Raw genomic sequence first — 26,306 nt, forward strand, 5'->3', positions numbered from 1 at the left:
ATCTCTCGGGTCAGGCGGTCCTGGTCTCCCGCTCCAGCTGCGTGGCGAGACTGACGTACCGCGGGCGGCGGTGCACCGGGACGAGTCCGCGGATCATCAGGTGCCACATCTCGGCGACTCTGCGCGGCAGCCTTCCGGCGGGTTCGAGCGAGCGGCCGGCGACGCGGGTGCCGATGAAGAAGCAGACGAGGGAGTGGGCGACGGCGCCGGCGTCGAGGTCACCGTGCACATCGGCCTCCCTGACGGCTCCGCTGAACTTGCGGGTCGCGAAGTCCAGCCACTCGGTGAACGGGTGCCGCAGCGGCGGCCGTACGGCGATGTCCGCAGCGGCGAGGCGGAGACCGGCGCGCGGCACCGGGTCCTCCACGGCGAGCCGGGCGAGCCCGAACGTGGTGCGCATCAGGGACTCCAGCGAGGAGCAGCCACGGCCCTCCACATCGACGACCAGCTTTCGAGCGGCCCTGGCCTGGAGTTCCAGGATGGCGTGAGCCAGGTCTTCCTTGGCGGCGAAGTGGAAGTACAGTGCGCCCTTGGTGACCTTCGCGTGTGCGACGATGTCGCTCAGGCTGGTGGACTCGTAGCCTTGCCGGTCGAACAGGTCGGCGGCGGCCGTGATGATCGTTGCCCGGGTCTGCTCGGCACGTAACTGCCTCGCCATGATGGGACCCTTCCTGCAGTGTGTGCGAACGGGACATGCGGTTTGTTTTAACCCCCTGCATACGATAACTCACCGAGCGGCAGCGGGCTTCCGGAGTCTCCAGGTCGCGACGGGACCCACCTGGTCCTCGACCCTGCACCGGGACGAATCCCCGACGGGTCCGTGAACATACGAGACCAGAACGGCTCACCCCTACGCCGACGACGACGTCCGGCGGCCCTCGGCCGGCACAATGATCGCCACCATACGAGGCCTTTGGGCGGCTCCTCAACGGTGTCCGGAAGCAGGCGCAAAACAGCCGAACGAGTCGGTGCCTTCACGCCCCCGGGGCCGCTTCCGTGCGCCGGTCGGCCTGAACGCGACGGGCGCGCGGACCGTACTGGACTGCGCAGACCCCGTTCCCGCGCCTGCCGAGGAGACGTCCCGGATGACTCGGATGACCGCCCGACTGAGCGTCAGGACGGCCGCTGCTGCGGCGCCGCTCCTGCTCCTGCCGTGGACGGCGGGGTCCGCCCAGGCCCACGGCGCCCCCACGGACCCGGTCAGCCGGGTCTACGCCTGCTCCCCTGAGGGTGGTTCCGCCGCCCGGTCCGCGGCCTGCAGGGCCGCCGTCGCCGCGAACGGCGCTCCGTTCACCGCCTGGGACAACCTGCGGGTGGCGGGCGTCGCAGGCCGCGACCGGCAGGTGATCCCGGACGGCAGACTGTGCAGCGGGAACCTTCCGGCGTACCGGGGCCTCGACCTGGCTCGGGCGGACTGGCCCGCGACACGGCTGGCGCCGGGCGGCCGGCTCACGCTGACGTACGCGTCGACCATCGCGCACACGGGCACGTTCAAGCTGTATCTGACCAAGCCCGGCTACGACCCGGCGAAACCGCTGGCCTGGGACGACCTCCCGCAGCGGCCCTTCGCCGAGATCACGGACCCGCCGCTGCGCGACGGCGTCTACCGCATCGGCGCAACGCTTCCGAAGGACCGGACGGGTCGTCAGATGCTCTACACCATCTGGCAGAACAGCAGTACGCCGGACACCTACTACTCGTGTTCCGACGTGGTCTTCCCGGAACGCGGAAAGGCCGCCGGTACGGCTGGGGGCACGAAACCGGCGGCTGCGGAATCGGCGTCGCCGAGCCCGCCGCCCGCGTCGCCGGCGGGGTCACCGGCGGGGGGCCCGACTCCCGCAGCGCGGCGCGATGCCGCCTCGCCCGAGGACACCACCCGTGACGGAGCACCGGTGGCCGAGGCCACGCACGGTGGCTCGGGGCCCTCGGCGCCGCTGCTGGCGGGCGGCGCCGCCGCGGTGCTGCTGCTCACCGGGGGCGCCGCCCTCGCCGTGCGACTGCGACGACGCTGAACCTTTCCTTCCTTCCGGATCAGTTGACGTAGACCGGGGCGCCCGCGTCGGTCACGGGGGCGTACTTGGCCGTGAAGTAGCCGTTGGCGAAGCACAGCGACGAGCCCGAGCTCTTGCTGAACTGCTGGTTGGTGAAGGTGATGCTGTTGTCGGCGTTGTCGGCCTTCCCGGTCAGACCGGCCGCCTGGTAGACGCAGGTGACGCTGCCCAGCAGGGTGCGCAGCTTGACCGTGGCCTGGACGACGGAACCGCTCGCGGGCTGGACGGACAGGGTGCCGTCGGAGGCCACCGTCGCGGAGTAGGGCAGGTTGTCGATGGTGATGCCGTTGACCCCGAGGACTCCGGTGACGTTGCTGGTGCACGTGCTGCTGTCGAAGGTGTGCGCGGTGACGGACTCGGTGGCCGTGCCCGGGGCCGCGGGGTTGCCGGTGACGCTGGCGGTGAACCGGGAGGACGTGCACTTGACGCCGCTGGTGCCGGTCGCGCTGGAGTAGAAGTTCGCGGTCGTGCCGGAGGCCAGCGGCGCGGTGAGGGTGTCACCGACGCCGACCGCGGTGCCACCGGTACTGCCGGTGGTGAGGACCGCGTCGGCCGCGGAGGCCGGGCCGGCCCAGGTGAGGACGAGCGCCGTGGCGGTGCCGGCGGCGGCGAGGAGCGTGCGAGTACGCATGCGGGTGCCTCTTTTCCGAAGTGGGGGATCAGATGAGGTGGGGTGGGGGGGTGTGGGTGCCTGGTGTGCGGTGGGAGTGCCGGGACGGTGGTGCGGCGATGCCGCCGGCGCAGGGCCGTTGCGCCTTCTCCGTACGCGACGGACCGGCGACGGCGGCGGACCGGACACCGGCCGAAGACCTCGGGGGAAGGCCTCCGGCCGGGCCGGGCACGGGACGGCATGACACGGAACGGCCGGGGGAAGCGACCGTGCCGGAGCCGCGCGGAAGGTGCTGAAGAGGTGGAGCGCTTGCCGCGGGGGCCGGGATTGCGGCCGGGCACGCGACCGGTGCCGGCCGGGGAAACCGACCGGTGCCGTGCCGGGAGTCCATGACGGTGCCGCTTGCGGGATCCGGCGCCACGGATCCGCGGAAACAGGGCAAGTTGTAGACCTGACTGCACGTCAACGTCAAGGAGTACAAGGTCAGTTGATGCGGGCGAAGACCGTCCGCGCACATCCGGCACCCTTTTTTCACATTTCCCTTGACCCTTCAAAGTAACCGGCGGTAACTTCCTCGAAGGCTACTGCCGCGTAACGAGAAAGCCCTTGCATCCGCCGGGAGTTGCGAGGAGGCGTACACGGCAGCTGCTGTCCGCGCCAGGACACCGCGCCACTGAAGCCCACCTCGCATTGATCCATGCCCATGGGAGCAGACATGGCCTCGTCCCCGGACGTCCCGTCCGTCGGCAACACCCCCGAGAACCCGGAAAGCGGTTCACCGTCCGAAGCCCCGAACGCCGCCGCAACCGCCGGCGCCGGGAGACGGGGACGCGTCCGGGCGCGCCGGGCCACGGTGATGGCGGTACCCGCCACGCTGGTCGCCGCCACCCTCGCGGTCCTCACCGCACAGGGGGCGCTCGGGGTGCAGTTCGCGATCTCCGGCATGCCGTTCACGGTCACCGCGACGGAACTCAACGGCACCGGGTTCGAGCAGTTCGGCAGCCTCGACAACATGGCGGAGGGCAGCCCGAACGCCGGTGATACCGGCGGTCAGGTGCTCGTCGTCACCTCCGCGATCAAGAACGCCACGCTGACCAAGCTGTGCCAGAGCGTCGACCTCGGCGGCACCAACCTGCTGATCAGCGCGGGCAGCGGGTCGGAGAAGGTCACCGCGAGCGATCTGACCACCGATTCCACCGAGTTGTCCGGTGACGCGGCGTTCAACAACATCGAGATCGGAAACGACGCCAGCACGCTGACCAAGGCGGGCGTGAAGGGCCCGATCGGTGTCTTCAGCCAGCAGGCCGACACCGTGCGCATCGCCCACCTCCGGCAGACCAACTACGCGACCACCGCCGGTGTGTTCAAACTGCCGGGGCTCAAGCTCCGGTTCAGCGAGTCGGGTTGCTGATCGCCGTGCCGGACCGTCCACGTCTGGGGCCGAGGCTCGCCTTCCGCGGATGGCGGGCCCGCCGGCCGTTCTGGGGCGGGCTGCTGCTCGCCCTCGGCGGCGGCGAGATCCTGCTCACCGAGAAGGCCTCGCTGAAGGTCGTGATGCACATCGGCATGCAGGGCCTGGCCGGCTATCTGCTGCCGACCCTGATGGTGCTGCTGGGCCTGCTGATCCTGTTCAACCCGTCCCAGCGGCTGTTCTACTCCATCACCGGCATCCTGCTGTCGCTGGGCACCTGGCTCACCTCGAACCTGGGCGGCTTCTTCCTCGGCCTCCTGCTCGGCGCCACCGGCAGTTGCCTGACCTTCGGCTGGCTCCCCGACCAGGAGCCCCGCATCAGCCGCCGCAGGCGCCGCAAGCAGGCGAGGGCCGCGGCAGCCTTGGCGCCGGAGGGCGCGGAGGGGACGGCCTGAGGCGGGGAACGCCTGAACGGTCGCCACTGTCGTCTTGCTCCCGTCGCGTCATCGCCGTGTTCCGGCTGTGTCCACCGGACCTGAGGCGAGCGAGGACGGGGGCGTGCTCGACGACCGCGAGGACGACGCGGGTGCCCCGGGCTCCAGGGCACCCGCGTCGTCACGTCCACGGCCGTTCCGGGCGGTGGGGCGTCAGGCGAGACCGGCGGACTTCAGCCAGGCCTTGGCGACGTCCAGCGGATCCTTGTTCTCCGCCTGCACCTGGGTGTCCAGGTCCTGCAGGGTCGCCGTGTCGAGCTTCGCCGAGACCGCGTCGAGCGCGTCGGCACCCTCCTTCGACAGCGAGCCCTTGTGGACGAGCGGCTGGACGTTCTCGAAGCCGAAGAGGTTCTTCGGGTCCTGCAGGACGACGAACTTCTCCTTGGAGATGTTCGGGTCCGTGGTGAAGATGTCCGCGACCTGGACGGCGTCCTTCTTGAGCGCCGCCAGCGTCAGCGGGCCGCCCGCGTCCAGCGCCTTGAAGGACTTGAACTCCAGGCCGTAGACGGACTTCAGGCCCACCAGGCCCTGCTGCCGGGCCTGGAACTCCGGCGAGGCGCCGATGACCAGGTCCTTGGCGGCGTCCTTCAGGTCGGCGATGGAGGACTTCTCGGTGAGGTGGTACTTCTGCGCGGTGCTCGCGTTCACCGTGACCGAGTCCTTGGTCTGCGCCGCCGCGGGGTCCAGCAGCGTGAGCTTGGGGTCGAGCCTGGACTTGAGGGCGGCCGTGGTCTCCTCGACGGACTTCGGGACCGCCTTCTGGTGGAGGTAGGCCAGCAGTGCGCCGTTGTACTCGGGCAGCACCGAGATGGTGCCGTTCTTGATCAGCCCGTAGGTGGTCTCGCGGCTGCCGATGTTCGGCTTGTACGTGACCTTGATGCCCTTGGCTTTCAGGGCCTCGCCGTAGATGTCCGCGAGCAGGGTGCTCTCGGGGAAGTTGTTGGACCCGACGACCACGCTGTCGCCGCTCGCCTTGCCTTCGTCAGTGAGGGGGTTGCCGGCCGTGTCGTCCTTGGAGGCACAGCCCGCCAGCAGAGCCGTCGCCGCCGCGAGGGCGACCACCGCCGCGCCTCGGCTCGTTCGGATGGACCTGCTGATGTGGGTCGTGGAAGTCACGCGTCGATCCAATCCAGCCGGTTCTCGGTCAGTCAAGTGCCACAGATCACCGATTGGCCTCGTTCTGTGGCCAGTTGTGCACGGAGCGCGCTCGCTTTGTAACTCATTCTTGATGAAAGGCGCTCTGAACGCTCCCTCAACGGGCCTGTAGTCTCGGGGCGGTCGGTATCCACCACGGTGGTGCGCGGGGCCTGCCTCGATGTCGTGACACAGGCTTTCCCGGTGTCGTGACACGGCGTTCCGGGGGCGTCGGCGCCCCTGTGTCACGGGCCACGAGGCCCTCAGCTCCGGAGGTGACGGCGCCCCCCTGCTCCGGGGTGACGGCTCCCCCGGGCAAGACACCCACGAAGGAGGCCCGGTGTCCACGGAGGAAGTGGACGCGCCCGCCCGGCCCGCCCCCGCGCCCGGCGGCCTGCGGGCCTTCGCCGACCGCTGGCCCTTCCGGCGCAAGCTCAACCTGCTCGTCGGCATCCCTCTCGCAGTGATCGCCGGCCTGCTGGCATACCTCTTCACCGACCAGGTGCGGCAGTCGGCCGACGCGGACTCCGCCGCCCGGCTGGTACGGGACAGCGCCCAGGTGGCGCGGCTGGTGGACCGGGTGGAGGCCGAGCACCAGCAGGCCATCCTGCTCTCCGCGCGCTACGAGTCCGGGTACGCGAAGCCGTCCACGGCCGCCTACCGCACAGCCCAGAAAGCGGTCGACGCACAGGTGGGCACGGTGCGGGAGGCCTTCGGCGGCCGGCTGCCGCAACCCGAGGCGCAGGCCCTGCGCGGGATCGAGGGCCTCACCAGCCTGCGCACCTCGGTGGAGGAGGCGTACCTGCCGGCCGACAGCATCGACCCGGCCTACGCGGGCGCCGCCCAGGGCCTGATCGACGGCCTCGGCCTCGACCGGAACGCCGACCTCGCCGCCACCTTCACCGGCGACCTGCTGGACTCCCTGCTGCGGGCGGACGCCGCCCACGGCGCCTTCGAGACCAACGTGTTCGCCGCCACCACGGGTGACACCAACGCGCCGATCGAATTCACCAGCGGGGTCGGCGCCCACGAGGTCTACACCCATCAGGCCCAGCGCTTCACCCGGTTCGCCACCGAGGCACAGGCCGAGCGCCTCACCGGCATCGAACACAGCCCGGCGCAGCGCGAGATCGCCGGGGCCTACGCCGAACTGCGGGTCGACGCGGGCATGTTGCAGGCGTCAGGCACGGAGGGGATCCGGCGGGCGGTCCAAGACGCCCTGACGGACTACCCCGCCTACCCCGAACAGGCCGCTGCCCGGCTGAAGATCACCACCGTCCTGATCGGGCAGATCGCCGACCGGGCCGACGACGCGGCCGTCTCCGCCCGGTGGCGGGCCGCCCTGCTGCTGAGCGGCGCGCTGATCGCCTTCGCCCTGTGGATCGCCTTCGCGGTGCTGGTACGCCGCTCCGTGATCCGGCCCGTCCAGGCGCTCACCGGCGCCGCGCAGGAGGTCGCCGAGGTGGCGGGGCGCGAACTGGCCCGGGTCGCCGACGACGACGCCGAGGACGACCGGCCGCCGCGGCTGCGGGACATGCCGGTCACGGCACGCGACGAGATCGGCGACCTGGCCGAGGCGTTCAACCGGGTGCAGACCACCGCCGCCGCACTGCTGGAACGCCAGGTGCTCAGCCGCCGCAACACCGCCGAGATGTTCGGCAACGTGGGCCGCCGGGTCAGCAACCTGACCAGCCGGCAGCTCGCCCTGATCGACGCGGTGGAGCGCGGCGAGACCGACCCGGCCCTGCTGGAGCGGCTGTACTCCATCGACCACATCGCCGTACGACTGCGCCGCAACGCCGACAGCCTGATGCTGCTCGCCGGTATCCGCGAGACCGCGCTGGACGCGGGGCCGACGGCGCTGTCCAACGTCGTACGGGCCGCGCTCGGGCAGATCGAGGGCTATCAGCGGGTACGGCTGTACGCCGCCCCGGACGCCATGGTCGAGCCGGACATCATCGGTGACCTCACGCTGATGATCGCCGAACTCCTGGAGAACGCGGTGTCGTTCTCACCCGAGGGCAGCCCGGTGGAGGTGACCGTGGGCTCCGGCCCCGACGGAGCCCACGTCGTCGTCACCGACCACGGCCTCGGCATGAGCGCCGGGCGGCTCGCCGAGGAGAACGCCCGGCTGATCCGCCGGGAACGGCTGGACCTCGTGCCGACGAAGGTGCTGGGCCTGTTCGTGGTGGGTGCGCTGGCCCGCCGCTGGGACATCGGCGTCGAGCTGACCCGAACGCCGGGTGGCGGTGTGACGGCCGAGGTGACCCTGCCGGCCGCACTGCTGCTGACGCCGAGCGCGGGGGCGCCGCGGGCCGTGGCGAGCACACCCGGCAAGGCGCCGCCCCCGCCGGCGGGGGCGGGCGTGAGGGGGCCGGTGCGAGCCCTGGGGGCACCACCGTCGGCACCGGACACCGCCCACGACAAGGCGATGACCGACGGCAGCACCCCGTCGGCGCCGTACGCCGCCCAGGACAAGGCCGTGACCGACGGCAGCGCCCCGGACGAGTCCGCCCGCGCCGAACACGCCGGTCCGCTCCCCCGCCGGATCCCCCGCCGCGCCTCGCAGACCACCGGCACACCGCCCGCCGCGACGGCCGCCCCGGAATCGGCCGGCTCCCGCCCGCTGCGCCGCCGCGTCCGCGGAGCGACGCTGCGCACGACCGCCGGCGCCGCGCCGGCAGCGCCGCAGACCGCCCCGCCCCAGCTGGACGCGGAGGCCGTCCGCAGCACGCTGGAGGAGTTCGAGGAGGCAGTGGAACGCGCCCACCGGGACAGCGACACCGGCACCTTCCCCCGCCCGACGATCCCGGCAACGGCAACGGCAACGGCAACGGCAACGGCGCCATCCCACCCGGCCGACACAGTCACGGCAACGGAAGCACCGCGCCCGGACGACACCGCCACGGCACCGAAAACACCACGCCCGGACGACAGCGCGACGGTCACGCACCCGCACCCCACCGCCACGCCGGCACACCCGCCCCACCCGGCCGACGCATCCGCCACCGGCCCCCCACAGCCCGCAGCCCCCACGAGCCCCGCGTCCGACCCCGCGCACCCCGCGCCCGTCCCGACCCCGCACGATCAGACCCAGCTTCCGGAAGGAGCCGAGCAGTGAGCACGTCGACAGGGGACACCTCCGGCACCACGCCGACCGAACTGCAGGCAGCCGCGGCCGACTTCACCTGGCTGCTGAACCGCTTCGCGACCGAGACCGCGGGCGTCGTCGACGCGATCGCCGTGTCGTCCGACGGCCTGCTGATCGCGGTGTCGCAGCTGCGCGAGCACGCCGACTCCGAGCGGCTCGCGGCGATCGTCTCCGGTATCACCAGCCTGGCCGCGGGCGCCTCCGGCAACTACGGCCTGGGCGGGCTGAACAAGGTCATCATCGACCTGGAGGGCGGCCACGTCCTGGTCTCCGCGATCGGCAGCGGCGCCGTCCTCGGCGTCGTCACCGGCAAGGAGGCCAAACTCGGCAACATCGCCTACGAGATGACGGTGTTCGCCAACCGCGCCGGTGCCGCGCTGAGCCCGCAGCTCGTGCTGGAGCTGAAGAACAGCGTGGGCGCGGCGGCGGCCGGCTGAGGAGGGGAACGATCCGATGGCGGACGGCACCGAGCCCCCGGGCCCGGACCCGGTCGGACCCGCCCCCGCCGTACGGCCGTACCTGGTCACCGCCGGCCGGGTCGCGGACCCCGGCTCCGGCCGGGCGCTGCCCCTGGAGACCCAGGTGGTGGCCACCGCCGGCGGTCTGGACGCGCTCGGGCGGCTCTCCTTCGAGCGGCACGACATCGTCGCCGCCTGCCGGCTGCCGCAGTCGCTCGCGGAGCTGGCGGCCCGTCTGCGGCTGCACCTCAACGTGGTCCGCGTGCTGGCCGAGGACCTGCGCGAGGCGGGGCAGCTGGCCGTGCACGTGCCGGACCCCGAGGCCACCCACGACGCGTCCGTCCTGCGCAGGGTTATCGACGGCCTGCGGGCCGTCCCCGACTCCCGAGGGGTACCGAGTGACACCGACTGAACCGCTCCTGGCCCGGAGCCCGGCCACGACGGGGGCCGTACGGCCGCCGCTGCCGGTCAAGATGGTGATCGCGGGTGGCTTCGGCGTGGGCAAGACCACCGCCGTGGGCGCGGTCTCGGAGATCGAGCCGCTGACCACGGAGGCGTCGATCACCGAGGTCGCCGCCGGTGTGGACGACCTCACGCACACCCCGCGCAAGACCACGACGACCGTGGCGATGGATTTCGGCTGCATCACCATCGACCCGACGCTGAAGCTGTACCTGTTCGGGACGCCCGGGCAGGAGCGGTTCGGGTTCATGTGGGACGACATCGTGGAGGGTGCGGTCGGCGGGCTCGTCATCGTCGACACGCGCCGGCTGGACGACTGCTACGCGGCCGTCGACTACTTCGAGCACAAGGGCATTCCGTTCGCCGTCGCCGTCAACGCCTTCGACGGGAACGTCGAGCACCCGCTGGAGGACGTCCGCTGGGCGCTGGACGTCTCCGCGGGCGTGCCGGTCGTGGTGTTCGACGCCCGGGAGCGGGGCTCGGTGCGGGACGCGCTGCTCGTCGTGCTCGAACTGGCGCTGGCCCGCACCGAGCGGTGAGCCTCAGCCGCTGCGGCGTACTCCCGGCGACACCGTGAGCCGGGCCGCCGCCCAGAACACGGCGAGGGTCGCGAGGGCCAGGCCGGCGACCAGGGCGGCACCGCCGACGACCTTCTCGTAGTTCCTCTGGTAGAGCCCGTCGATGATGTACCGGCCGAGGCCGCCGAGGCTGACGTAGGCGGCGATGGTGGCGGTGGAAACGATCTGGATGGCCGCCGTGCGCAGCCCGCTGAAGATCAGCGGCAGCGCTACCGGCACCTCCACCTGGAGCAGCACCCGTGCCTCGGACATCCCCATGCCCCGGGCGGCGTCCACCGGTGAGGGCTCCACGGAGCGGACCGCCTCGTAGGTGGTGACCAGGATCGGCGGTACGGCGAGCACGACGAGCGGGATCATCACCGGCAGCAGGCCGAGGCCGATCCAGATGAACATCAGGACCAGCAGGCCGAAGCTGGGCAGCGCCCGGCCGGCGGTGGCGAGCAGCGCGAGCGCGTTCCCGCCGCGGCCGTAGTGGCCGGTGACCAGTCCGACGGGCAGCCCGATCGCGGCGGCGATCAGCAGGGCTTGCAGCGAGTACCCGACGTGCTCGGCGAACCGGGTGGGGATGCCGTCGTAGCCGTGCCAGTGGGTGCTGTCGCTGAAGAAGGCGTGCGCGAAGTTCAGGACGTTCACCGGGTGCTCCCCTTCCTCGGCATCCAGGGGGTGAGGAGGAGGCGGACGAGGACCAGGACGGCGTCGGCGATGATGCCCAGCACCGCGATGGTCACGACCGCGTTCACCGCCAGGGCCGGACGGTGGTAGGTCATGGCGGCGTAGAGCAGGTTGCCGAGGGCGCCCTGGTTGCCGATGAGCATGCCGACGCTGACCAGGGAGATGCTGGACACGGTCGCCACCCTGAGGCCGGCGATGATCGCGGGTACGGCGATCGGCAACTGGACCTGGAAGTACCGGCGTACGGCACCGAAGCCCATGGCCTGGGCGGCGGCCAGGGTCTCCGGTGGCACCGAGCGGACGCCGTCCACGATCGCCGGGACCAGGACCACCAGGCTGTACAGGGCGAGCGGGATCATCACCGTGGTCTCGCTCTGGCCGAAGTAGTCGATGAGCACGACGAAGAAGGCCAGCGACGGGATGGCGTAGAGCACGGTGGTGAGGCCGAGGACCGGCGGGTAGATCCAGCGGAACCGCACGCACAGCTGGGCCACGGGCAGTGACACGAGCAGTCCGGCCAGCACCGGCAGCAGGGCTTCGCGCAGGTGCAGCCCGATGAGACCGAGGTAGGTGTTCTGGAGGTCGCTGGGGAAGTCGAAGAAGCCGCTCATCGTCCGGCCTTCGCCTCGGCGTGCTCGGTCACGCGGCTGTGGGCGTCCCGGATCGCCTCGCCGATGACCTGCTGGGAGACGACGCCGACGGCGCGCCCGTCGCCGTCGACCGCGACGGCCCACCCGGTCGGCGAGAGCACGGCGCCGTCGAGCGCTGTGCGCAGCGAATCGGTCGCGGGCACGAACGGCCGCCCGAACGGCAGTAGTCGGTCCCGGTCGACGGCTTCGGCGGTCAGCCGGTCCGGTTCGGCCCAGCCGAGCGGCCTGCCGTCGGGGTCCGTGACGAGGAGGTAGGGAGCCGTGGCCCGGGAGGCGAGCTGGCCGGCGTCCGCGTCGATCGAAACGACGGGCGCGGTCTGCAGTTCCAGTCCGTCGGACGGGAAGAAGGAGAGCCGGCGGATGCCGCGGTCGGCGCCGAGGAAGTCCTCCACGAAGGAGTCGGCGGGCGCGCTGAGCAGTTCGGCGGGCGGCGCGAACTGGGCGAGCCGGCCGCCGGTGCGCAGTACGGCGACCTTCGTGCCCAGCTTGATCGCCTCGTCGATGTCGTGGGTGACGAACACGATGGTCTTGCCCAGCTCCTCCTGGATGCGCAGGAGTTCGTCCTGGAGTCCCTTGCGGACGATGGGGTCGACGGCCGAGAACGGCTCGTCCATCAGCAGCACCGGCGGGTCGGCGGCGAGTGCGCGGGCCACGCCGACGCGCTGCTGCTGGCCGCCGGAGAGCTGGTACGGGTACCGCTTGGCGAGCGCGGAGTCGAGACCGACGCGTTCCATCAGTTCGGCGGCCCGGGCCCGGGCCTTCTGCTTGTTCCAGCCGAGCAGCCGGGGCACGGTCGCGATGTTGTCGAGGATGGTGCGGTGCTGGAAGAGCCCGGCGTTCTGGATGACGTAACCCATGGACCGGCGCAGGGTGTTGACCGGCTGCTGCCGGATGTCCTGGCCGTCCAGGAGGATGCTGCCCTCGCTGGGCTCGACCATCCGGTTGATCATCCGCAGGGTCGTCGTCTTGCCGCAACCGGAGGGCCCGACGAGGACGGTGATGGCGCGGTCCGGTATGCCCAGCGAGAGCCGGTCGACCGCGACCGTGCCGTCCGGGTACCGCTTCGTGACTGACTCTATCCGTATCAAAACGCCGCGTACCCTTCGGGTCCGACCGATCCTGGGCTGGTCCGGGGAGAGTCTAGACCGCGAGTGTTTCAGTATTTTGGCCGGACAGCGCTCGTCGGCGGCACGAGTGCTGGAGGAACGTGCCGATGCCGGGCGGCGGTGCGAGCGCCGGAGGAACGTGCCGATGCCGGGCGGCGGCACGAATGCAGGGGAACCAGGGAGCGCCACCGGGTGTCCGCCTACCATGGGTGACGTGTCGTCATATGGGGAACGTGATGAGCAACTGGCGCTGCTGTGCCGCCATTTGCCCCTGCTCCGCCGTCTGCACCAGGGACCGGTCGGCGCCGCCCGGCGGCGGACCGTCGACCAGGCCGTCCGGGCCGCCCGCGCCGGTGATCCGGTCGAGGCCCACCTCGTCGCGCTCGGCCTGCTGTCCGATCGTACGGACCCGGTGACCGCCGAGCCGGGCGCCCGCTCGTCCCTGCCGACCCCCGTCACCGACGACGGTCCGCACACCGTGCCCGGCGCGCACGTCTGCCCGCACGGCATCTGCGCCCGGCGTGAACAGCGGAGGCCGGGCCGGGAACTTCCGGTGTGCGAGGTGTTCGACGTGGCCCTGCGCTTCGACGCCGAGAGCTGAGCGGGCCGGCCGTGCTCACGGGGCTCGTCACGGACGTCGGCCGGAAACTGGCCGAGCGCTGGGCCGCGGCGCTGGTGCTGCCGGGGCTGGTGTTCACCGCCCTCGCGGCCACCGGACTGACCCTGGGCCAGCGGCACTGGGCGGACGTCGAACTGCTGCGGCAGCGGCTGCGGGCCCTGACCGCGGACGGCTCGGGCTCCACCCGGACGGCGGTGCTGCTGCTCGGGGTACTGGCGGCGTCCTTCGCCGCCGCGCTGCTCGCCGACGCCCTGGCCGGGCCGTACGAGCGTGTCGTGCAGGGCAGTTGGCCGCGCCCGCTGCACCGCGTGTCCGGCCGGTTCACCGAGCGGCGCAGGCGCGCCTGGGACACCCGTGACGCAGCCTGCGAGGCGGCCCGGGGCACCGGCACGCTCGCCGCGCGGGAGGCCGAACGGAACGCGATCGCCCTGGTCCGGCCGGAGTGCCCGACCTGGGCCGGGGACCGGCTGCGTGCCCCGGCCGCTCGTGTCCGGCTGCACTACCGGATCGAACTCGCCGACACGTGGCCCCGGTTGTGGCTGCTGCTGCCGGACACCACCCGGCTGCCGCTGGCCGAGTCCCGGCAGCGGCTGGACGAGGCGATGCGGCTCGGCGGCTGGGCGGTGCTGTACGTGCTGCTGGGGGCGGTCTGGTGGCCGGCCGCCGTGGCCGGGGCGGGCGCGGGACTGGTCGCCCGGCGGCGCGGGCGGGAACGCGTCGAGGAGTACGCGGAGTTGGTGGAGTCCGCCGTGGACGTCCATCTGCCGGAGCTGTTCGAGCGGTTCGACGAGGAGGCCCGCCCGGTGCGGGCGAGCCTCGGCCGCACGGTCACCGAGCGGTTCCGCAAAGGGGCGGGCGCACGGCGTCGATGACGGGACCGGACGCGCGGGGCAGGGCCCCGTGGACAGGGGGTGCGCACCATGGCGACGGAGTCGGCACACGAGCGGGAGCCGGCCGGCGAGGGCCGGCGGGCCGACCGGGAACGGCTGGTGGGATCGGTCCGTGACCGGCTGGACCGGCTCGACGGGCCCGGTGGCACCGCCGGGCTGCTCACCGAGACGGCACTCGCCGAGACCGATGCACTGCTGCGCCATCTGGTGCTCACCCCCGCGCAGGGCGGCCCCGGAGTGGACCGGGAGGTGGCGTACACGCTCGGCGTGACCCTGCTGGCCCGGGCCGACGCCCACCAGGAGGCCGCTGCCCGCGAGGCCGACGCCGGTACGGGCCTGCTGCTGCTCGGCCCCTTCCACTGCCATCTGCCGGACAGCCCCGACGTGCTGCCGCCGCCGCTGCGCGCCTGGCTGGACGAGCTGCTCGGCACCCACCGCCCCGAGGACCCCGATGCCATCCTCCGGGAGCATGCCGCGGCCCTGGCCAACGTCGGCTGTCTGCTGCTCCGCCTGGGCATCGGCCTGACCTGGCCGGAAGCGCTGGAGGCGTGCGCCGAACTGACCCGCGGAGCCCTGCCGCACCTGGACTCGAACGGACCCGACCGGGCGGTGGCCGGCTGCAACCTGGGCTACGCGCTGCTGATCCTCGGTGGCGAGACCGGGCACAGCGGGCCCGACCGTCTGGGCGAGGCGGCAGCCGTGTTCCGCGCCGCGTTCGCGGCCACTCCCCCGGACCACCCGAACCGCGCCCGCTGCGCCAACGGCCTCGGCCTCACGCTGCTCGGCATCGCGGCGCGGACCGAGGACCGCACCCGGCTGCCCGAGGTGATCGAACTGTTGCGCACGGCGACCCGCAGCGCCGGGCCGGCCGACGGCAACACAGCGCAGATGCACTCCGACCTCGGTCACGTCCTCACCCTGTACGCCAGGAACGCCGAGCGGGCGGAGGACATGTCGTCCACGGTCCGGGAGGAGGCCGTCGCCGCGCTCCGGCACGCCCTCGATCTCACCCCGGCCGAGGACCACGCAGCGCTCCGCACCCACCTCGACCGGCTGGCCGAGGCCTCGCTGATCGGCGCGCCCCGGGCGGAACCGGCCCGCGCCGCCGAACTCGCCGCGGACGCCGCAAAGGCGTTGCGCCGATTGCTCGCTCTCACCCCGGAGGGCGACCCCGACCGGGAGGACGTCCGGCGGCGGCTGGCCGCCAGCCTGATCGCCTCGGGGCGGCCGATGGACGGCCTCGGGCTGCTCGCCGCCGCCGACCCGGTGTTCACCGGGGACACCGGGCTGATCGCCGAGGCCGCGGCGCAGGTGCGCGCCGATGCGCTCGGCCCGGGCGAGCCGCCCGGCGCCTCCGTCCTCCCGCCCGGACTGCGGGCCGACTCGGACGCCATCGACGCCATCGTGCGCGACGCGATGTCCGGGGCGGACCCGAGCCATCCCATCGCCGCCGTACTGGCCCTGCTCGGCATGGGCCCGCAGGGCGGCGGCGGCTCGCGCGGACAGGAGCTGATGGACCTCGCCGGGTTGGTCGTCCGCCACCCCGGCCAGGCTTCCCTGGGCGACATCCTGGAGCGCGGCGCGGAGCTGGAGTTACGGCGTCTGGCCCGACTGCCCGAGGAAGAGCGCGCACGGGCCCTCACCAGGATCCTGCAGGGCGACACGCCGGAGCCCGAGCCGCCGGAACCGGTCGACACCAGCCTCCTCGGGGAGATCCTCGACGTGTACGACCGGCTGCTCGCCGTGGCGGTGCCGGGCTCCCGCGAACACCGGCTGCTGCGCAGCGGACGCAACGGGCTGGCCGTCATGAAGTCCATGCAGGACTCCCAGAACGCCCCGGAGGGCGACCCGTCCCGGCTGGACCTGGTGCGCGCGACCGTGCCGCAGCTGCGCGAGCTGTACGAGGAACTGCCGCAGCAGCTGGCGGACCTGGGCTTCGACCCCGAACTCTTCGCGGGGCAGATGGCGCTGTCGTTCGCCGGGGAATCTCCGTTCGAGCAGATCCAGGCCCTGGAGGACGGCATACGCGTCGGCCGCAGGAGGCTGGCCCGGCTTTCGCCGGGCACGGACGAGTACGACGAGACGCGCACGATGCTGGCCGTTCAGCTGTTCAACCGGCACCTGATGTGGTCGGAGGAGGCCGACTACACCGAGGCCGAGGCGCTCACCCGGGCGCTCACGGCGACCACCGAGCCGGACCGGCGCAGCGCCCTGCTGCTGCACCACTGGGCCAATGCGGTGTATCACCGGCTGGACAACGGCCGGCGGCTCGGCGCCGGCCATGCGGGCCCGGGCCGTTCCCCCAGTCTGGTCACCCGGCTCGCCTCCGAGGCCGCCGCGCAGGCGCTGGAGCGGCACGACGCCGTGGACGCCCTGGAGACTCTGGAGGACGGCCGGGCCCATCTGCTGTCCACCGCGCTCAACGCCCGCCGTGAACTGGCCGCCCTGCACGGCGCCGACGCCGAGCTGCACGCCCGGCTGCGGTCCGCCCTGGACCGGCTGCGCGCGGCACGCCGGAGCATGGAGCCCGGCCGGCGGCCCACCCCGGAGGAGACCACCGAGCAGCGTGCCGTCCTCGACCGCGCGGCCCGGCTGATCACCGAACTGAAGCAGCGCCCCGGCTTCCAGCGCTTCCTCACCCCGCTGCCGCTCGCCCTGGACGACCTGCGGCCGGCCGCCGCGGAGGGCCCGGTGGTGAGCGTCAACGTCCATCCACGCCGCTGCGACGCTCTGGTGCTGCGTCCCGACGGGGTGCTCCCGGTGCCGCTGCCCGGGCTGACCGCCGCCGACCTCGCCGCCCAGGCCGAGTCGCTGCGGTCGGCCGTCGCCGCGCTCGTGGCGGGCCCGCGGGACCCGCTGTTCCCGGCGGCCCGGGAGGTCTTCACCGGCACGCTGGCCTGGCTGTGGGACGTGCTCGCCGAACCGGTCCTGGACGCGGTGGGGTTCACCGGCCCGCCGGCGCCGGGCACAGCCTGGCCGCGCCTGTGGTGGGCGCCGTCCGGTGTGCTCAACTCCTTCCCGCTGCACGCCGCCGGGCACCACGGGCCGGGCGCGCGCGCGGGAGCCGCCGTCCTGGACCGGGTGGCCTCCTCCTACACGCCCACGCTGCGCGCCCTGCTGTACAGCCGGGCCCGCCGGCGCGCGGCACCGGGCCGGCGCGGTGTCGCGGCGGTGGCCATGCCCGAGACGCCGGGGCAGGCGCCGCTGGCCCGGACCGTGGCCGAGGCGGCCCTGGCGGTCGCGGCGACCGGCGGCGCTCCGCTGACCGGCACGGACGCCACCCGGGCGGCGGTGCGCGACGCGCTCCTGGACGCGGCCGTGGTGCACTTCGCCTGCCACGCCGACAGCGACCCCGAGGACGTCACCGCGGGCCGGCTGCTGCTCGCCGACGGTGATCTGTACGTCGGTGAGCTGGCCGAACTCCATCTGGAGTCGGCGGAGCTGGCGTACCTCTCGGCCTGCGGTACGGCTCGCGCCAGCGCCTCGCCCGCGTTCGCCGACGAGGTCATCCACCTCGCCTCGGTCTTCCAGCTCGCGGGCTACACCCAGTCGGTGGCGACGCTCTGGGAGGTCGGTGACGCCTTCGCCGCGGAGGCTGCCGCCGCCTTCCACCGCACCCTGGCCCCGTCCCTCCCGGCCCCCGCCCCGCTGCCGGCGGCACTGGCCCTGCACGACACGGTCCGCGCCCTGCGAACGGCCGACACGGAGCGGCCTTGGACCTGGGGGGCGCTGGTACACGCCGGGGCGTGAGGTGCGGACGAGGTGGGAGGGCAAGCCCGCGCGAGAACGCGAAACCGCCCGGAACGCAGAGCCGCATGGGGATACGAAGCCGCGTGAGAGCGCGAGGCGGCTTGGGGGGCGAGGCGGTACGGGAACGAAAGGCCTCTTGGGAACGCACGGCCACACGTGGGAGCGCCGGGCAGCACAGGAGCGCCAGGCGACGCCGAAGGACGCGACGGCACCGAAGGACGCGACGGCACCGGAACACCAGGCGGCTTGGGAGCGCCAGACAGCACCGGAGCGCCAGGCGACGCCGAAGGGCGAGACGGCATCGGAACACCAGGCGGCATGGGAGCGCCAGGCGACGCCGAAGGGCGAGACGGCACCGGAGGGGGAGGCGGCACCGGAGCAACAGGCGGCCCGAAGCCTACGCAGCCGCCTTGCTCGGCTCGCAGGGCTCGGCTGCCGCCCGGAGCCGGACCGCAGGGCTCAGCTGCCGGCCGGCACCTGCGCCACCGCGTCCGCCGGCGCCTGCCGGAGGTGCGGCCGGGCGGCGAGGACGGCCACGTCGTCCTCCGCGTGCCCGGCGTCCAGGCGGGCGAGAATGGTCTCCAGGACCTCGCCGACGCCGTTCCCGGCGGGGAAGCGCAGGGCGGCCAGCCGGGCCAGGGAACAGTCGATGTCCTCGCCGCGGCGCTCCACGAGCCCGTCGGTGAACAGCACGAGTGTCTCTCCTGGCTCCAGCCGGTGATTGGCCGACTCGTACCCGCCGAGCCCGGTGCCCAGCGGTGGTCCGACGGGCACCGGCAGCAGCGTGGTCCCGCCCTCCCGGCCGATGAGCACGGGCGGCAGATGCCCGGCGCTGGCCAGCGTGATCTGACCGCGGCCGGGGTCGACCCGGGCGAGCAGACAGGTGGCCGGTCTGCGGTCGGTCTCCCCGGAGGCGAGGTCGTCCATCTGCCGCAGCACCCGGTGCGGGGGCAGGTCGGCGGAGGCGATGTAGCGCAGGGAGGAGCGGTAGGCGCTCATGTCGACGGCGGACTCCAGGCCGTGCCCCATGACGTCCCCGACGACCAGCAGGGTCCGGCCGAAGTGCAACCGTACGGTCTCGCACCAGTCGCCGCCGACCAGGGTGCGCCGGCCGGCCGGCAGATAGCGGATCGCGACGTCCAGGTTGGGGTGCGGGCGGCCGGGCTCGGCGAGCAGGGCGCGCTGCAGATCGCCGGCGGTACGGCTGACCTGCTCGTACGCACCGGCGTGCCGGATGTGGGAGGCGGCGCGCTCGGCGAGCATGGCGAGCAGTTCGGCCTCGGCGCGGCGCAGCGGCGCTCCGGAGCGCGCCCACACCAGGACGCCGTACCCCGTCTCGCCGCTGGTCAGGGACACGCACAGGGCAGCGCCGGGCCGGGTTCCGCCCGTGTACTCCAGCCAGGGGTCCGGCGCCGCGTCGACGGCCGGAACGCCCGCCTCGCGGGCCGCCGCCGTGGCCCACCGGGCGTCGGGCAGCAGATCGGGACTCCCGTGGACCGCGTCGTACCCGGAGGTGCCGTCCCCCGTGCGGCGCATCACTGCGGCCGCTCCGCCGGCCAGCCGCACGGCGGCCCGGGTCAGTTCGGCGCAGGTGGTGGCGGCGTCGAGCGTGGTGCCGATCCCGGCCAGGGCCGTTCGCAGGTCGCTCAGCCGCACCGAGGTCTCCGCGGCCTGCTCGTCCTCGCCCGGGCCGCCGTCTCGGCGGCGGTCACCGTGGACTGCCTGGGGCCTGCGACGGGACTGGATCCACCGCGCCACACCCAACACACTCACAGAATCTCAAACCGGGGCGATCAGGTCATCAGGCCCAGTCGCCCCGGCAGCCTCACGCGGGGCCGCCCCGGCAGGGCGGCCCGGCCATGCGGGCTCAGCCCTCGTCGGGGGTCAGACGCAGGGAGATGGAGTTGATGCAGTACCGCTGGTCGGTCGGGGTCGGGTAGCCCTCGCCCTCGAAGACGTGGCCCAGGTGCGAGCCGCACCGGGCGCACCGCACCTCGGTGCGCACCATGCCGTGGGAGCGGTCCTCGATCAGCTCCACGGCGTCGGTGTCCTTCGGGTCGTAGAAGGACGGCCAGCCGCAGTGCGACTCGAACTTGGTGCCGGAGGTGAACAGTTCGGCGCCGCAGGCGCGACAGGAGTACACGCCCTTGGTCTTGGTGTCCGTGTACTCACCGGTGAAGGCCGGCTCGGTGGCGGCCTGGCGCAGCACGGCGTACTCGGCCGGGTTCAGCTCCGCGCGCCACTGCTCGTCCGGCTTGTCGACGTCGTACGACATGAGCCTCAGCCCCTTTTACTGCGACAGACGGTCCAGGATCAGCGGGCCCAGGTCCGTCACGTCGCCCGCGCCCATGGTGATAACGAGATCGCCGGGCTTGGCCATTCCCTCGATCACCGTGGCGATCTCGCCCTTGTCGTGGACGGCGGTGACGTCGGCGCCGGCCGCGCGCGCGGAGTCGATGATCAGCTCGCTGGTCACCCCGGGGATCGGGTCCTCGCGGGCCGGGTAGATGTCCAGGACCACCGAGGCGTCGGCGAGGGCCAGCGCCTGTCCCATCTCCTTGCCCAGCTCCTGGGTGCGGGTAAAGAGGTGCGGCTGGAAGACGACGAGGATGCGGGCGTCACCGGCGGCGGCGCGCATGGCTTCCAGGTCGGCGGTCATCTCGGTGGGGTGGTGGGCGTAGGAGTCGATCACCTGGACGCCGGCCGCCTCGCCCTTGAGCTGGAGGCGCCGCTTGACGCCGGTGTAGGCGGCGAGTGCGGGGGCCAGTTCCGCGGCCGGGACGCCGAGGGCGGCACCGGCGGCGAGGGCGGCGACGGCGTTGAGGGCGTAGTGGCGGCCGGGCACGGACACCGCGAAGGTCAGCTCCTGGCCGTCCAGCACCGCGGTGACCTGGCTCTTCAGACCCTGCGGGACGATCGACAGGACGCGTACGTCGGCGCCCTCGGCCTCGCCGTAGGTCACCACGCGCACCGCGCCCGTGCGGACGCGCCGGGTCAGCTCCCGGGCGCCCTCGTGGTCCGCGGAGACGACCAGGGTGCCGCCCTCGGTGACGCGGCCCACGAACGTCTCGAAGGACTCGTAGATCTCGTCCATGGAGGCGTAGTTGGCGTGGTGGTCCAGCTCGACGTTGAGGACGATGGCGACGTCGGGCGCGTACTTGTGGAAGCTGCGGTCCGACTCGTCGGCCTCGGCGACGAAGATGTCTCCCTCGCCGTGCAGCGCGTTCGAGCCGGGCGCGTCCAGGTCGCCGCCGATGGCGTACGACGGCTTCAGGCCCAGGGCGCCGAGCGAGACGGCCAGCATCGATGTGGTCGTGGTCTTGCCGTGCGTGCCGGCCACGGCGATCGGGCGCAGCCCCTCCATCAGCGCGGCCAGCGCGTCGGAGCGGTGCACCACCGGGATGCCCAGTTCGGCGGCGCGGGCCAGCTCCGGGTTGTCCTCGCGGATCGCCGACGACACGACGACGCAGCTCGCGCCGTCGGCGAGGTGCTCGGCGGCGTGCCCGATGTGCACGGTCGCACCGAGCGCCCGGAGTGCCTCGGCGGTCGCGGAGTCCTTGGCGTCGCTGCCGGCCACCTCGGCCCCGCGCTGGGCGAGGATCTTGGCGATGCCCGACATCCCGGCGCCGCCGATGCCGATGAAGTGCGGTCGGTCCATGGCGGTAGGAAGGCCGGGTGCCATGCGTTTCTCCCCAGAGACGGTACGAGCTGAAGCAGCCCTAGCCTATGCGCTGGAGCACCGGGTCCCTCGCAAGGAGGGTGAGCCGGTCCGGCCCAGGGGCACGGGGAACTGCCCGACGAGCCATGCCGCGCCCGCACCCGCCGGAGACACCGCCCCCGGACGCCGCCCGGCCCTCGCCTGCCCTACGCCTTGCTGTGCGAGAACAGCTTCAGCACCGGCACCCCCACCTTGTGCCGAGCCCGGGAAGCCCAGTCCCGGTGGAAGAACTCCTCCACGTAGTGCGGATCGGTCAGCACGATCACCTCGTCGGCGTCCACCTCGGCCACCAGCGACTTCAGCGCATCCAGCGGGTGATCCTCGACCAGCCGCCCCTCGGCCCGGCTCCCCGCCGCGCGCAACGCCTGGAGCGACACGTCCAGGGCCTGCCGGCCCACGCTCCGCGCCTCGTGGCCCTCCGGCGTCTCTCTCTCCCGCACGGCCTCGTCGAGTTCGCCGAGCGCGATGTCGTCGATGGCCCGCAGCAGCCGGTCCGCCTGGTCGCCGCGCGGCTGGAGCAGCACGTGGAAGGAGACGGCCTCGTCCCCGTGCAGGGTCGTGACGAACTCCACGTCGGCGGACGTCAGGGCCTTCTCGATCATCAGAACGCTTGTGAACACCAGACGCCTCTTCTCCTTAGAGGGCCCGGCAGGGCCCCTGCGGAAACCATCCTTCCCCGTGATCGCACGGGTACTGCCGACTAAGTCTGCCCGCCGCGAGCTAACCGGAACGGCACATTCCGCCGAATTCAGGAGCGACGGTAACGACTGAACAGAAATCCGTCCTCCTCCAGCAGGGACACGAGCCCGAACCGGCGCGGCACGGCGACCGACGGACCCCCGGCGATGCGCTGGGCGTCCCCCGCGGTGAGCATCGGCGAGACGGTCAGGCACAGCTCGTCCAGCACCTCCGCGGCGATCAGCTGACCGAGCAGCCGGGGGCCGCCCTCGGTGAGCAGCCGGGTGTGACCGAGGTCCGCGAGGGCCTGGATCGCGCGGGCCGGCTCGATGCCCATGCCCTCGCCGGCGATCACCACCCGGGCACCGGCCTTCTCCGCGGCGGCGACCCGGTCGGGGGCGGCCGCGGCTCCGGTCAGGAGCAGCGTGGGCACCACGGGCGAGGTGAACAGCGGGAGCGTGAAGTCCAGCTCCAGGCTCGCGGTGACGATCGCGATGGCCGGGACCGGGGCCTGTCCGGCGGCGGCGCGGGCCCCGGCGAATTCCCCGCGCACGCGGGCCGGGCGGTAGCCCTCCTGCCGTACCGTTTCCGCGCCGACCACGACGACGTCCGCGAGCGCCCGCAGCGTGCCGAAGATCCGCATGTCGGCGGCGCTGGAGATGGGCTGCGAGCGGCCCTCGTGCTGGGCCGCGCCGTCGAGGGAGGAGACCATGTTGGCCCGCAGCCAGGGCCGCGGGGCGCCGGGCGCGGGCTCCGGGTAGGCGTAGGCGGCGGCGAGTTCGGCCAGGCTCCACTCCCGGTCGACGGCCGCGCCGACCCCGCCGGACCCGCCGGCCGGGCCTGCACCGGGACCGGGAACGGCGGCCGGGGCATCTGCGGCCGGAACGCCGGGTCCGGCGGCCGGGCCGCCGCCGTGCGGAACTCCGGACCCTCCGGCCGGGCCGTCGCCGAAAGCGCCGGAACCGGTGGCCGCGGGTGTCCCACCGGCGGAGACACCCGCGCGGGCCGCCCCCGCCCCGGTGGCCGCCGTGCCTCCGCCAGGGGCCTGGGCTGCTGTTTCTTCGGTCACAGGGAAGAGCCGTCGCATGTCGTGCAGTGTGACACGGCGCTTAGCATGGACAACTGTGTCGTCCTCCACCGCCGCCCCAGGATCCAGCCCTCTGCCGGACGCGGGCCCGCTGTCCCTGTGCGCCCGTGAGCCGCACGTCCCGGCGGACCGTCTGGTCGCCGAGATGGTGCCGCCCCCGCGCTTCGACTCCGTCCGCTTCTCCACGTACATCCCGGACCCGAACCAGCCCAGCCAGACCGAGGCCGTCCGGGTGCTGGAGGGCTTCGCGGCCGGGCTCGGCGGGGCGCACGCCGTGGGCGGCGGCAAGCGCGGCTTCTTCGGGTTCGGCAAGCCGAAGGCCGCCAAGCCCCCGGCCGGCCCCCGGGGTGTCTACCTCGACGGCGGCTACGGCGTCGGCAAGACCCACCTGCTCGCCTCGCTCTGGCACGCCACACCTGCCGAGCCCGCGCTGAAGGCGTTCGGCACCTTCGTGGAGCTGACCAACCTGGTCGGGGCGCTCGGTTTCCAGAAGACCGTGCAGACGCTCAGCGGGCACCGCCTGCTGTGCATCGACGAGTTCGAGCTGGACGACCCGGGCGACACGGTCCTCGTGTCGACACTGCTCGGCAAGCTGGTCGAGGCCGGCGTGGCGCTCGCCGCCACCTCCAACACGCTGCCCGGCAAGCTGGGCGAGGGCCGGTTCGCCGCCGCCGACTTCCTGCGCGAGATCCAGGGCCTGTCGGCCCGCTTCCGCACCCTGCGCATCGACGGCGAGGACTACCGCCACCGCGGTCTGCCCGAAGCCCCGGCGCCCTTCTCCGACGAGGAGGTCATGAAGACGGCCTTCGCCACCGAGGGTGCCTCGCTGGACGACTTCCCGGGCCTCCTGGAGCACCTGGCCAAGGTGCACCCGAGCCGGTACGGCGCGCTGACCGACGGCCTGCGCGCGGTGTGCCTGACCGGAGTCCGGCCCGTGCCGGACCAGTCGACGGCGCTGCGCCTGGTGGTGCTCGCGGACCGGCTCTACGACCGCGAGGTCCCGGTGCTGGCCTCGGGCCAGCCGTTCGACAGGCTGTTCAGCGAGGAGATGCTGAACGGCGGCTACCGCAAGAAGTACTTCCGCGCGATATCCCGGCTCACCGCACTGGCCCGGGACGCGAAGGGACTTGTCGGGGCCTAGGCAGCACATCGCGGGGGCGAAGAAGCCGGACGTCACGCCGGTGGCGCACCCAGCTCGTGCTGCCGCGGCGCACGAACTGCTGCACTTCTGCCCCTCATGGTCGGCCGGTCCGCGCACCCGGACAGGCTCTGCCACCGCGCCTGCAGCGGTCGGATCGGGCGTCACCGCACGTCCGACCGCCACGACCACCGACCCGGCGGACCTGTGCGGTCACGGCATCAGCTCTGGGACGGGAACACGAAGAATCCCTTGTCCGTGCTGATGTAGCCGTATCCCGACGGCTGCGAGAACAACGGAAGGTCTTGCTCCGGCAGGCTCTTGGCGAGCACCTTCTTGGTACGGCCGTCCACCGCGAGGAACACGCTCTCGCTGAAGCCGTCGTCCTTCGTGGTGCCGTAGAGGACGCCGTTCGGGGAGAAGCGCAGCGGCTCCATCGCCTTCTCGCCGTCCTTCTGCGCCCAGACCTCCTTGCCGTCGGCAGGCTGCCACACGGCGGTGCCCTGCTCCGTGTGAGCGGCGGCCAGGGTGCGGTCGGGGGTGAAGACGGAGGAGCCCTCGGTGTTGACGGTGTCGGTGGGGCTGTCCTCGTACGAGTACTTCGACGAGCCGCCGATCTGCTTGCCGCTCGCGATGTCGTACGTCGCCGTCACCCAGGTGTCGGGAGAGAAGGCGCCCGCCCCCCAGGCGGTCAGGACATGGCCGTCACGCACGTCGAGGACCCGGAGGGCGCCGCTGGTGCGCTTGCCGTCCTCGTCCAGTTCCACGCCCGCCGGCGGGGTGACGTCGGCGGTGCTCCAGGCTTTCGTGCCGGTGGCGAGTTCCGTCATGACGAGCTGTTCGGGCTCGTCCTCGTAGTTGGACGCGTTCTCCACGTGGAATGCGTATGCGCCGGTGATCAGGGGCGCGTGCGCTTGACCGCCGTCGATCTCGTTGTTGCGCGCGTCGAAGGAGCACCTCGCCAACTGTCCGGTGCAGGTGACCTTGCGGGCCCTGCCACCGTCGACGGGCGTCAGCTTCAGGCTCGCGTCACCGTCCTGCTCGATGATGTGGCCCTCGCGGACGTCGAACTCGTCGCCCTCGGTCGCGGCTTTGCCCAGCTGCGCTCCGTCACTGCCGTAGACGGTGACCGTGGTGGTGGTCTTCTCCTCGCTCAGGCCGTCCGACTCCGTCGTGGCCTCTGCGAACACCGCGACCGCCTTGACACCGTCGTGCCAGGTCGTGGCGGCCACGCGATCGGTCGTGACCTTGAGGCTCTTGCGTACCGCGCCGGTCTTGACGTCCCGGAACTCCAAGGTGGCCGGCTCGGGGTCGTTCGTGAAGTGAAGGGTGCCGACCGAGCCGTCGACCGGTTCCCAGGCATATCCGTCACCGCGTGCGTACGTGCCCCGGGCGTCCTTGACGAACAGCAGGGTGTCACCGAGGTCGATGGCGTGGGCGGGCGGCAGGCTCCACGCCGGCTCGGCGGCCAGGCCGGGTATCGCGGGCCCGCTGTAGCCCGGCCCCTTGGGCGTCGCACCGTGCGGGCCGGCCGAGCGGCCGTCCTTCGGCTTGGCGCCGGAGCCGCCGCCGTCGGAGGAACCGCAGCCCGTGACCAGGCCGGCCGACAGCACGAGACCCACGGCCATCACTGTGTACTTGTTCATTTC

The 26,306-nt window shown here is 72.8% G+C and carries 23 protein-coding genes; 11 read left to right on the forward strand and 12 right to left on the reverse strand.

Features of this window, described 5'->3' with window-relative positions:
* Nucleotides 1-10 precede the first annotated feature (10 nt).
* Entirely contained in the window at nt 11-658 is a 648-nt protein-coding gene (locus ACZ4SF_RS23925) for a ScbR family autoregulator-binding transcription factor (RefSeq protein ID WP_468387814.1), read from the reverse strand.
* 427 nt (nt 659-1,085) lie between these two features.
* On the opposite strand from ACZ4SF_RS23925, the gene ACZ4SF_RS23930 reads away from it, so the two are divergent.
* Nucleotides 1,086-2,012, forward strand: a complete 927-nt coding sequence (locus ACZ4SF_RS23930; RefSeq protein WP_468387816.1) for a lytic polysaccharide monooxygenase — start codon at nt 1,086-1,088, stop codon at nt 2,010-2,012.
* A 19-nt stretch (nt 2,013-2,031) separates the two neighbouring features.
* Here the strand turns inward: ACZ4SF_RS23930 and ACZ4SF_RS23935 are convergent, their stop codons facing one another.
* Nucleotides 2,032-2,682, reverse strand: coding sequence for a Tat pathway signal sequence domain protein (locus ACZ4SF_RS23935; protein ID WP_468387818.1), 651 nt, complete (start codon nt 2,680-2,682; stop codon nt 2,032-2,034).
* 694 nt (nt 2,683-3,376) lie between these two features.
* On the opposite strand from ACZ4SF_RS23935, the gene ACZ4SF_RS23940 reads away from it, so the two are divergent.
* The gene (locus tag ACZ4SF_RS23940; protein WP_468388082.1) at nt 3,377-4,072 is read left to right on the forward strand and encodes a DUF6230 family protein; all 696 of its coding nucleotides are present in this window, start codon (nt 3,377-3,379) and stop codon (nt 4,070-4,072) included.
* Nucleotides 4,073-4,077: 5 nt separating this feature from the next.
* Complete coding sequence (locus ACZ4SF_RS23945) at nt 4,078-4,527, forward strand: DUF6114 domain-containing protein (RefSeq protein ID WP_468387820.1); 450 nt, start codon at nt 4,078-4,080, stop codon at nt 4,525-4,527.
* 192 nt (nt 4,528-4,719) lie between these two features.
* On the opposite strand, the gene ACZ4SF_RS23950 is transcribed toward ACZ4SF_RS23945, so the two are convergent.
* Nucleotides 4,720-5,682, reverse strand: a complete 963-nt coding sequence (locus ACZ4SF_RS23950) for an ABC transporter substrate-binding protein (RefSeq protein ID WP_468387822.1) — start codon at nt 5,680-5,682, stop codon at nt 4,720-4,722.
* Between the two features lie 358 nt (nt 5,683-6,040).
* On the opposite strand from ACZ4SF_RS23950, the gene ACZ4SF_RS23955 reads away from it, so the two are divergent.
* Genes ACZ4SF_RS23955 through ACZ4SF_RS23970 form a run of 4 tightly spaced genes read left to right on the forward strand, consistent with a single transcriptional unit; the run spans nt 6,041 to nt 10,310 of the window.
* Nucleotides 6,041-8,821, forward strand: a complete 2,781-nt coding sequence (locus ACZ4SF_RS23955) for an ATP-binding protein (protein WP_468387824.1) — start codon at nt 6,041-6,043, stop codon at nt 8,819-8,821.
* Nucleotides 8,818-9,288, forward strand: a complete 471-nt coding sequence (locus ACZ4SF_RS23960; protein WP_468387826.1) for a roadblock/LC7 domain-containing protein — start codon at nt 8,818-8,820, stop codon at nt 9,286-9,288. The genes ACZ4SF_RS23955 and ACZ4SF_RS23960 overlap by 4 nt, the downstream gene beginning before the upstream one ends.
* A 16-nt stretch (nt 9,289-9,304) precedes the next feature.
* Nucleotides 9,305-9,721, forward strand: coding sequence for a DUF742 domain-containing protein (locus ACZ4SF_RS23965; RefSeq protein WP_468387828.1), 417 nt, complete (start codon nt 9,305-9,307; stop codon nt 9,719-9,721).
* Nucleotides 9,708-10,310 (forward strand): GTP-binding protein, encoded by a 603-nt coding sequence (locus ACZ4SF_RS23970; protein ID WP_468387830.1) that lies wholly within the window; start codon nt 9,708-9,710, stop codon nt 10,308-10,310. Before ACZ4SF_RS23965 ends, ACZ4SF_RS23970 begins: the two co-directional genes overlap by 14 nt.
* Nucleotides 10,311-10,313: 3 nt before the next feature.
* On the opposite strand, the gene ACZ4SF_RS23975 is transcribed toward ACZ4SF_RS23970, so the two are convergent.
* Genes ACZ4SF_RS23975 through ACZ4SF_RS23985 form a run of 3 tightly spaced genes read right to left on the reverse strand, consistent with a single transcriptional unit; the run spans nt 10,314 to nt 12,759 of the window.
* The gene (locus ACZ4SF_RS23975; protein WP_468387832.1) at nt 10,314-10,982 is read right to left on the reverse strand and encodes an ABC transporter permease; all 669 of its coding nucleotides are present in this window, start codon (nt 10,980-10,982) and stop codon (nt 10,314-10,316) included.
* Nucleotides 10,979-11,632, reverse strand: coding sequence for an ABC transporter permease (locus ACZ4SF_RS23980; RefSeq protein ID WP_468387835.1), 654 nt, complete (start codon nt 11,630-11,632; stop codon nt 10,979-10,981). The genes ACZ4SF_RS23975 and ACZ4SF_RS23980 overlap by 4 nt, the downstream gene beginning before the upstream one ends.
* Complete coding sequence (locus ACZ4SF_RS23985) at nt 11,629-12,759, reverse strand: ABC transporter ATP-binding protein (RefSeq protein WP_468387837.1); 1,131 nt, start codon at nt 12,757-12,759, stop codon at nt 11,629-11,631. The genes ACZ4SF_RS23980 and ACZ4SF_RS23985 overlap by 4 nt, the downstream gene beginning before the upstream one ends.
* Nucleotides 12,760-12,991: 232 nt before the next feature.
* On the opposite strand from ACZ4SF_RS23985, the gene ACZ4SF_RS23990 reads away from it, so the two are divergent.
* The 3 genes from ACZ4SF_RS23990 to ACZ4SF_RS24000 are packed head-to-tail and all read left to right on the forward strand — an operon-like array spanning nt 12,992 to nt 18,036.
* Nucleotides 12,992-13,378 (forward strand): hypothetical protein, encoded by a 387-nt coding sequence (locus ACZ4SF_RS23990; protein ID WP_468387839.1) that lies wholly within the window; start codon nt 12,992-12,994, stop codon nt 13,376-13,378.
* Nucleotides 13,379-13,389: 11 nt separating this feature from the next.
* Nucleotides 13,390-14,268 (forward strand): hypothetical protein, encoded by an 879-nt coding sequence (locus ACZ4SF_RS23995; RefSeq protein WP_468387840.1) that lies wholly within the window; start codon nt 13,390-13,392, stop codon nt 14,266-14,268.
* Between the two features lie 48 nt (nt 14,269-14,316).
* On the forward strand, nt 14,317-18,036 hold the full coding sequence (locus ACZ4SF_RS24000; RefSeq protein ID WP_468387842.1) for a CHAT domain-containing protein: 3,720 nt from the start codon (nt 14,317-14,319) through the stop codon (nt 18,034-18,036).
* A gap of 459 nt (nt 18,037-18,495) precedes the next feature.
* Here ACZ4SF_RS24000 and ACZ4SF_RS24005 read toward each other — a convergent pair whose 3' ends face one another.
* From ACZ4SF_RS24005 to ACZ4SF_RS24025, 5 genes are all read right to left on the reverse strand, one after another.
* Complete coding sequence (locus ACZ4SF_RS24005; protein WP_468387844.1) at nt 18,496-19,794, reverse strand: PP2C family protein-serine/threonine phosphatase; 1,299 nt, start codon at nt 19,792-19,794, stop codon at nt 18,496-18,498.
* A gap of 109 nt (nt 19,795-19,903) precedes the next feature.
* Nucleotides 19,904-20,311, reverse strand: a complete 408-nt coding sequence (msrB, locus tag ACZ4SF_RS24010; protein WP_468387846.1) for a peptide-methionine (R)-S-oxide reductase MsrB — start codon at nt 20,309-20,311, stop codon at nt 19,904-19,906.
* A 15-nt stretch (nt 20,312-20,326) separates the two neighbouring features.
* A complete protein-coding gene (gene murC / locus ACZ4SF_RS24015; RefSeq protein ID WP_468387849.1) occupies nt 20,327-21,718 on the reverse strand; it encodes a UDP-N-acetylmuramate--L-alanine ligase in 1,392 nt (463 codons plus the stop codon).
* A gap of 182 nt (nt 21,719-21,900) precedes the next feature.
* On the reverse strand, nt 21,901-22,374 hold the full coding sequence (locus ACZ4SF_RS24020; RefSeq protein ID WP_468387851.1) for an indole-3-glycerol phosphate synthase: 474 nt from the start codon (nt 22,372-22,374) through the stop codon (nt 21,901-21,903).
* A 128-nt stretch (nt 22,375-22,502) separates the two neighbouring features.
* Nucleotides 22,503-23,219: a pyrimidine reductase family protein gene (locus ACZ4SF_RS24025; RefSeq protein ID WP_468388083.1), complete on the reverse strand. Its 717-nt coding sequence runs from the start codon at nt 23,217-23,219 to the stop codon at nt 22,503-22,505.
* Between the two features lie 337 nt (nt 23,220-23,556).
* Between ACZ4SF_RS24025 and zapE the strand changes: the two genes are divergently transcribed.
* Complete coding sequence (gene zapE / locus ACZ4SF_RS24030) at nt 23,557-24,660, forward strand: cell division protein ZapE (RefSeq protein WP_468387853.1); 1,104 nt, start codon at nt 23,557-23,559, stop codon at nt 24,658-24,660.
* Nucleotides 24,661-24,878: 218 nt separating this feature from the next.
* Here zapE and ACZ4SF_RS24035 read toward each other — a convergent pair whose 3' ends face one another.
* Nucleotides 24,879-26,303: a hypothetical protein gene (locus ACZ4SF_RS24035; RefSeq protein ID WP_468387855.1), complete on the reverse strand. Its 1,425-nt coding sequence runs from the start codon at nt 26,301-26,303 to the stop codon at nt 24,879-24,881.
* Nucleotides 26,304-26,306: the final 3 nt, after the last annotated feature.

This window comes from Streptomyces sp. NPDC027663, from assembly GCF_055566415.1.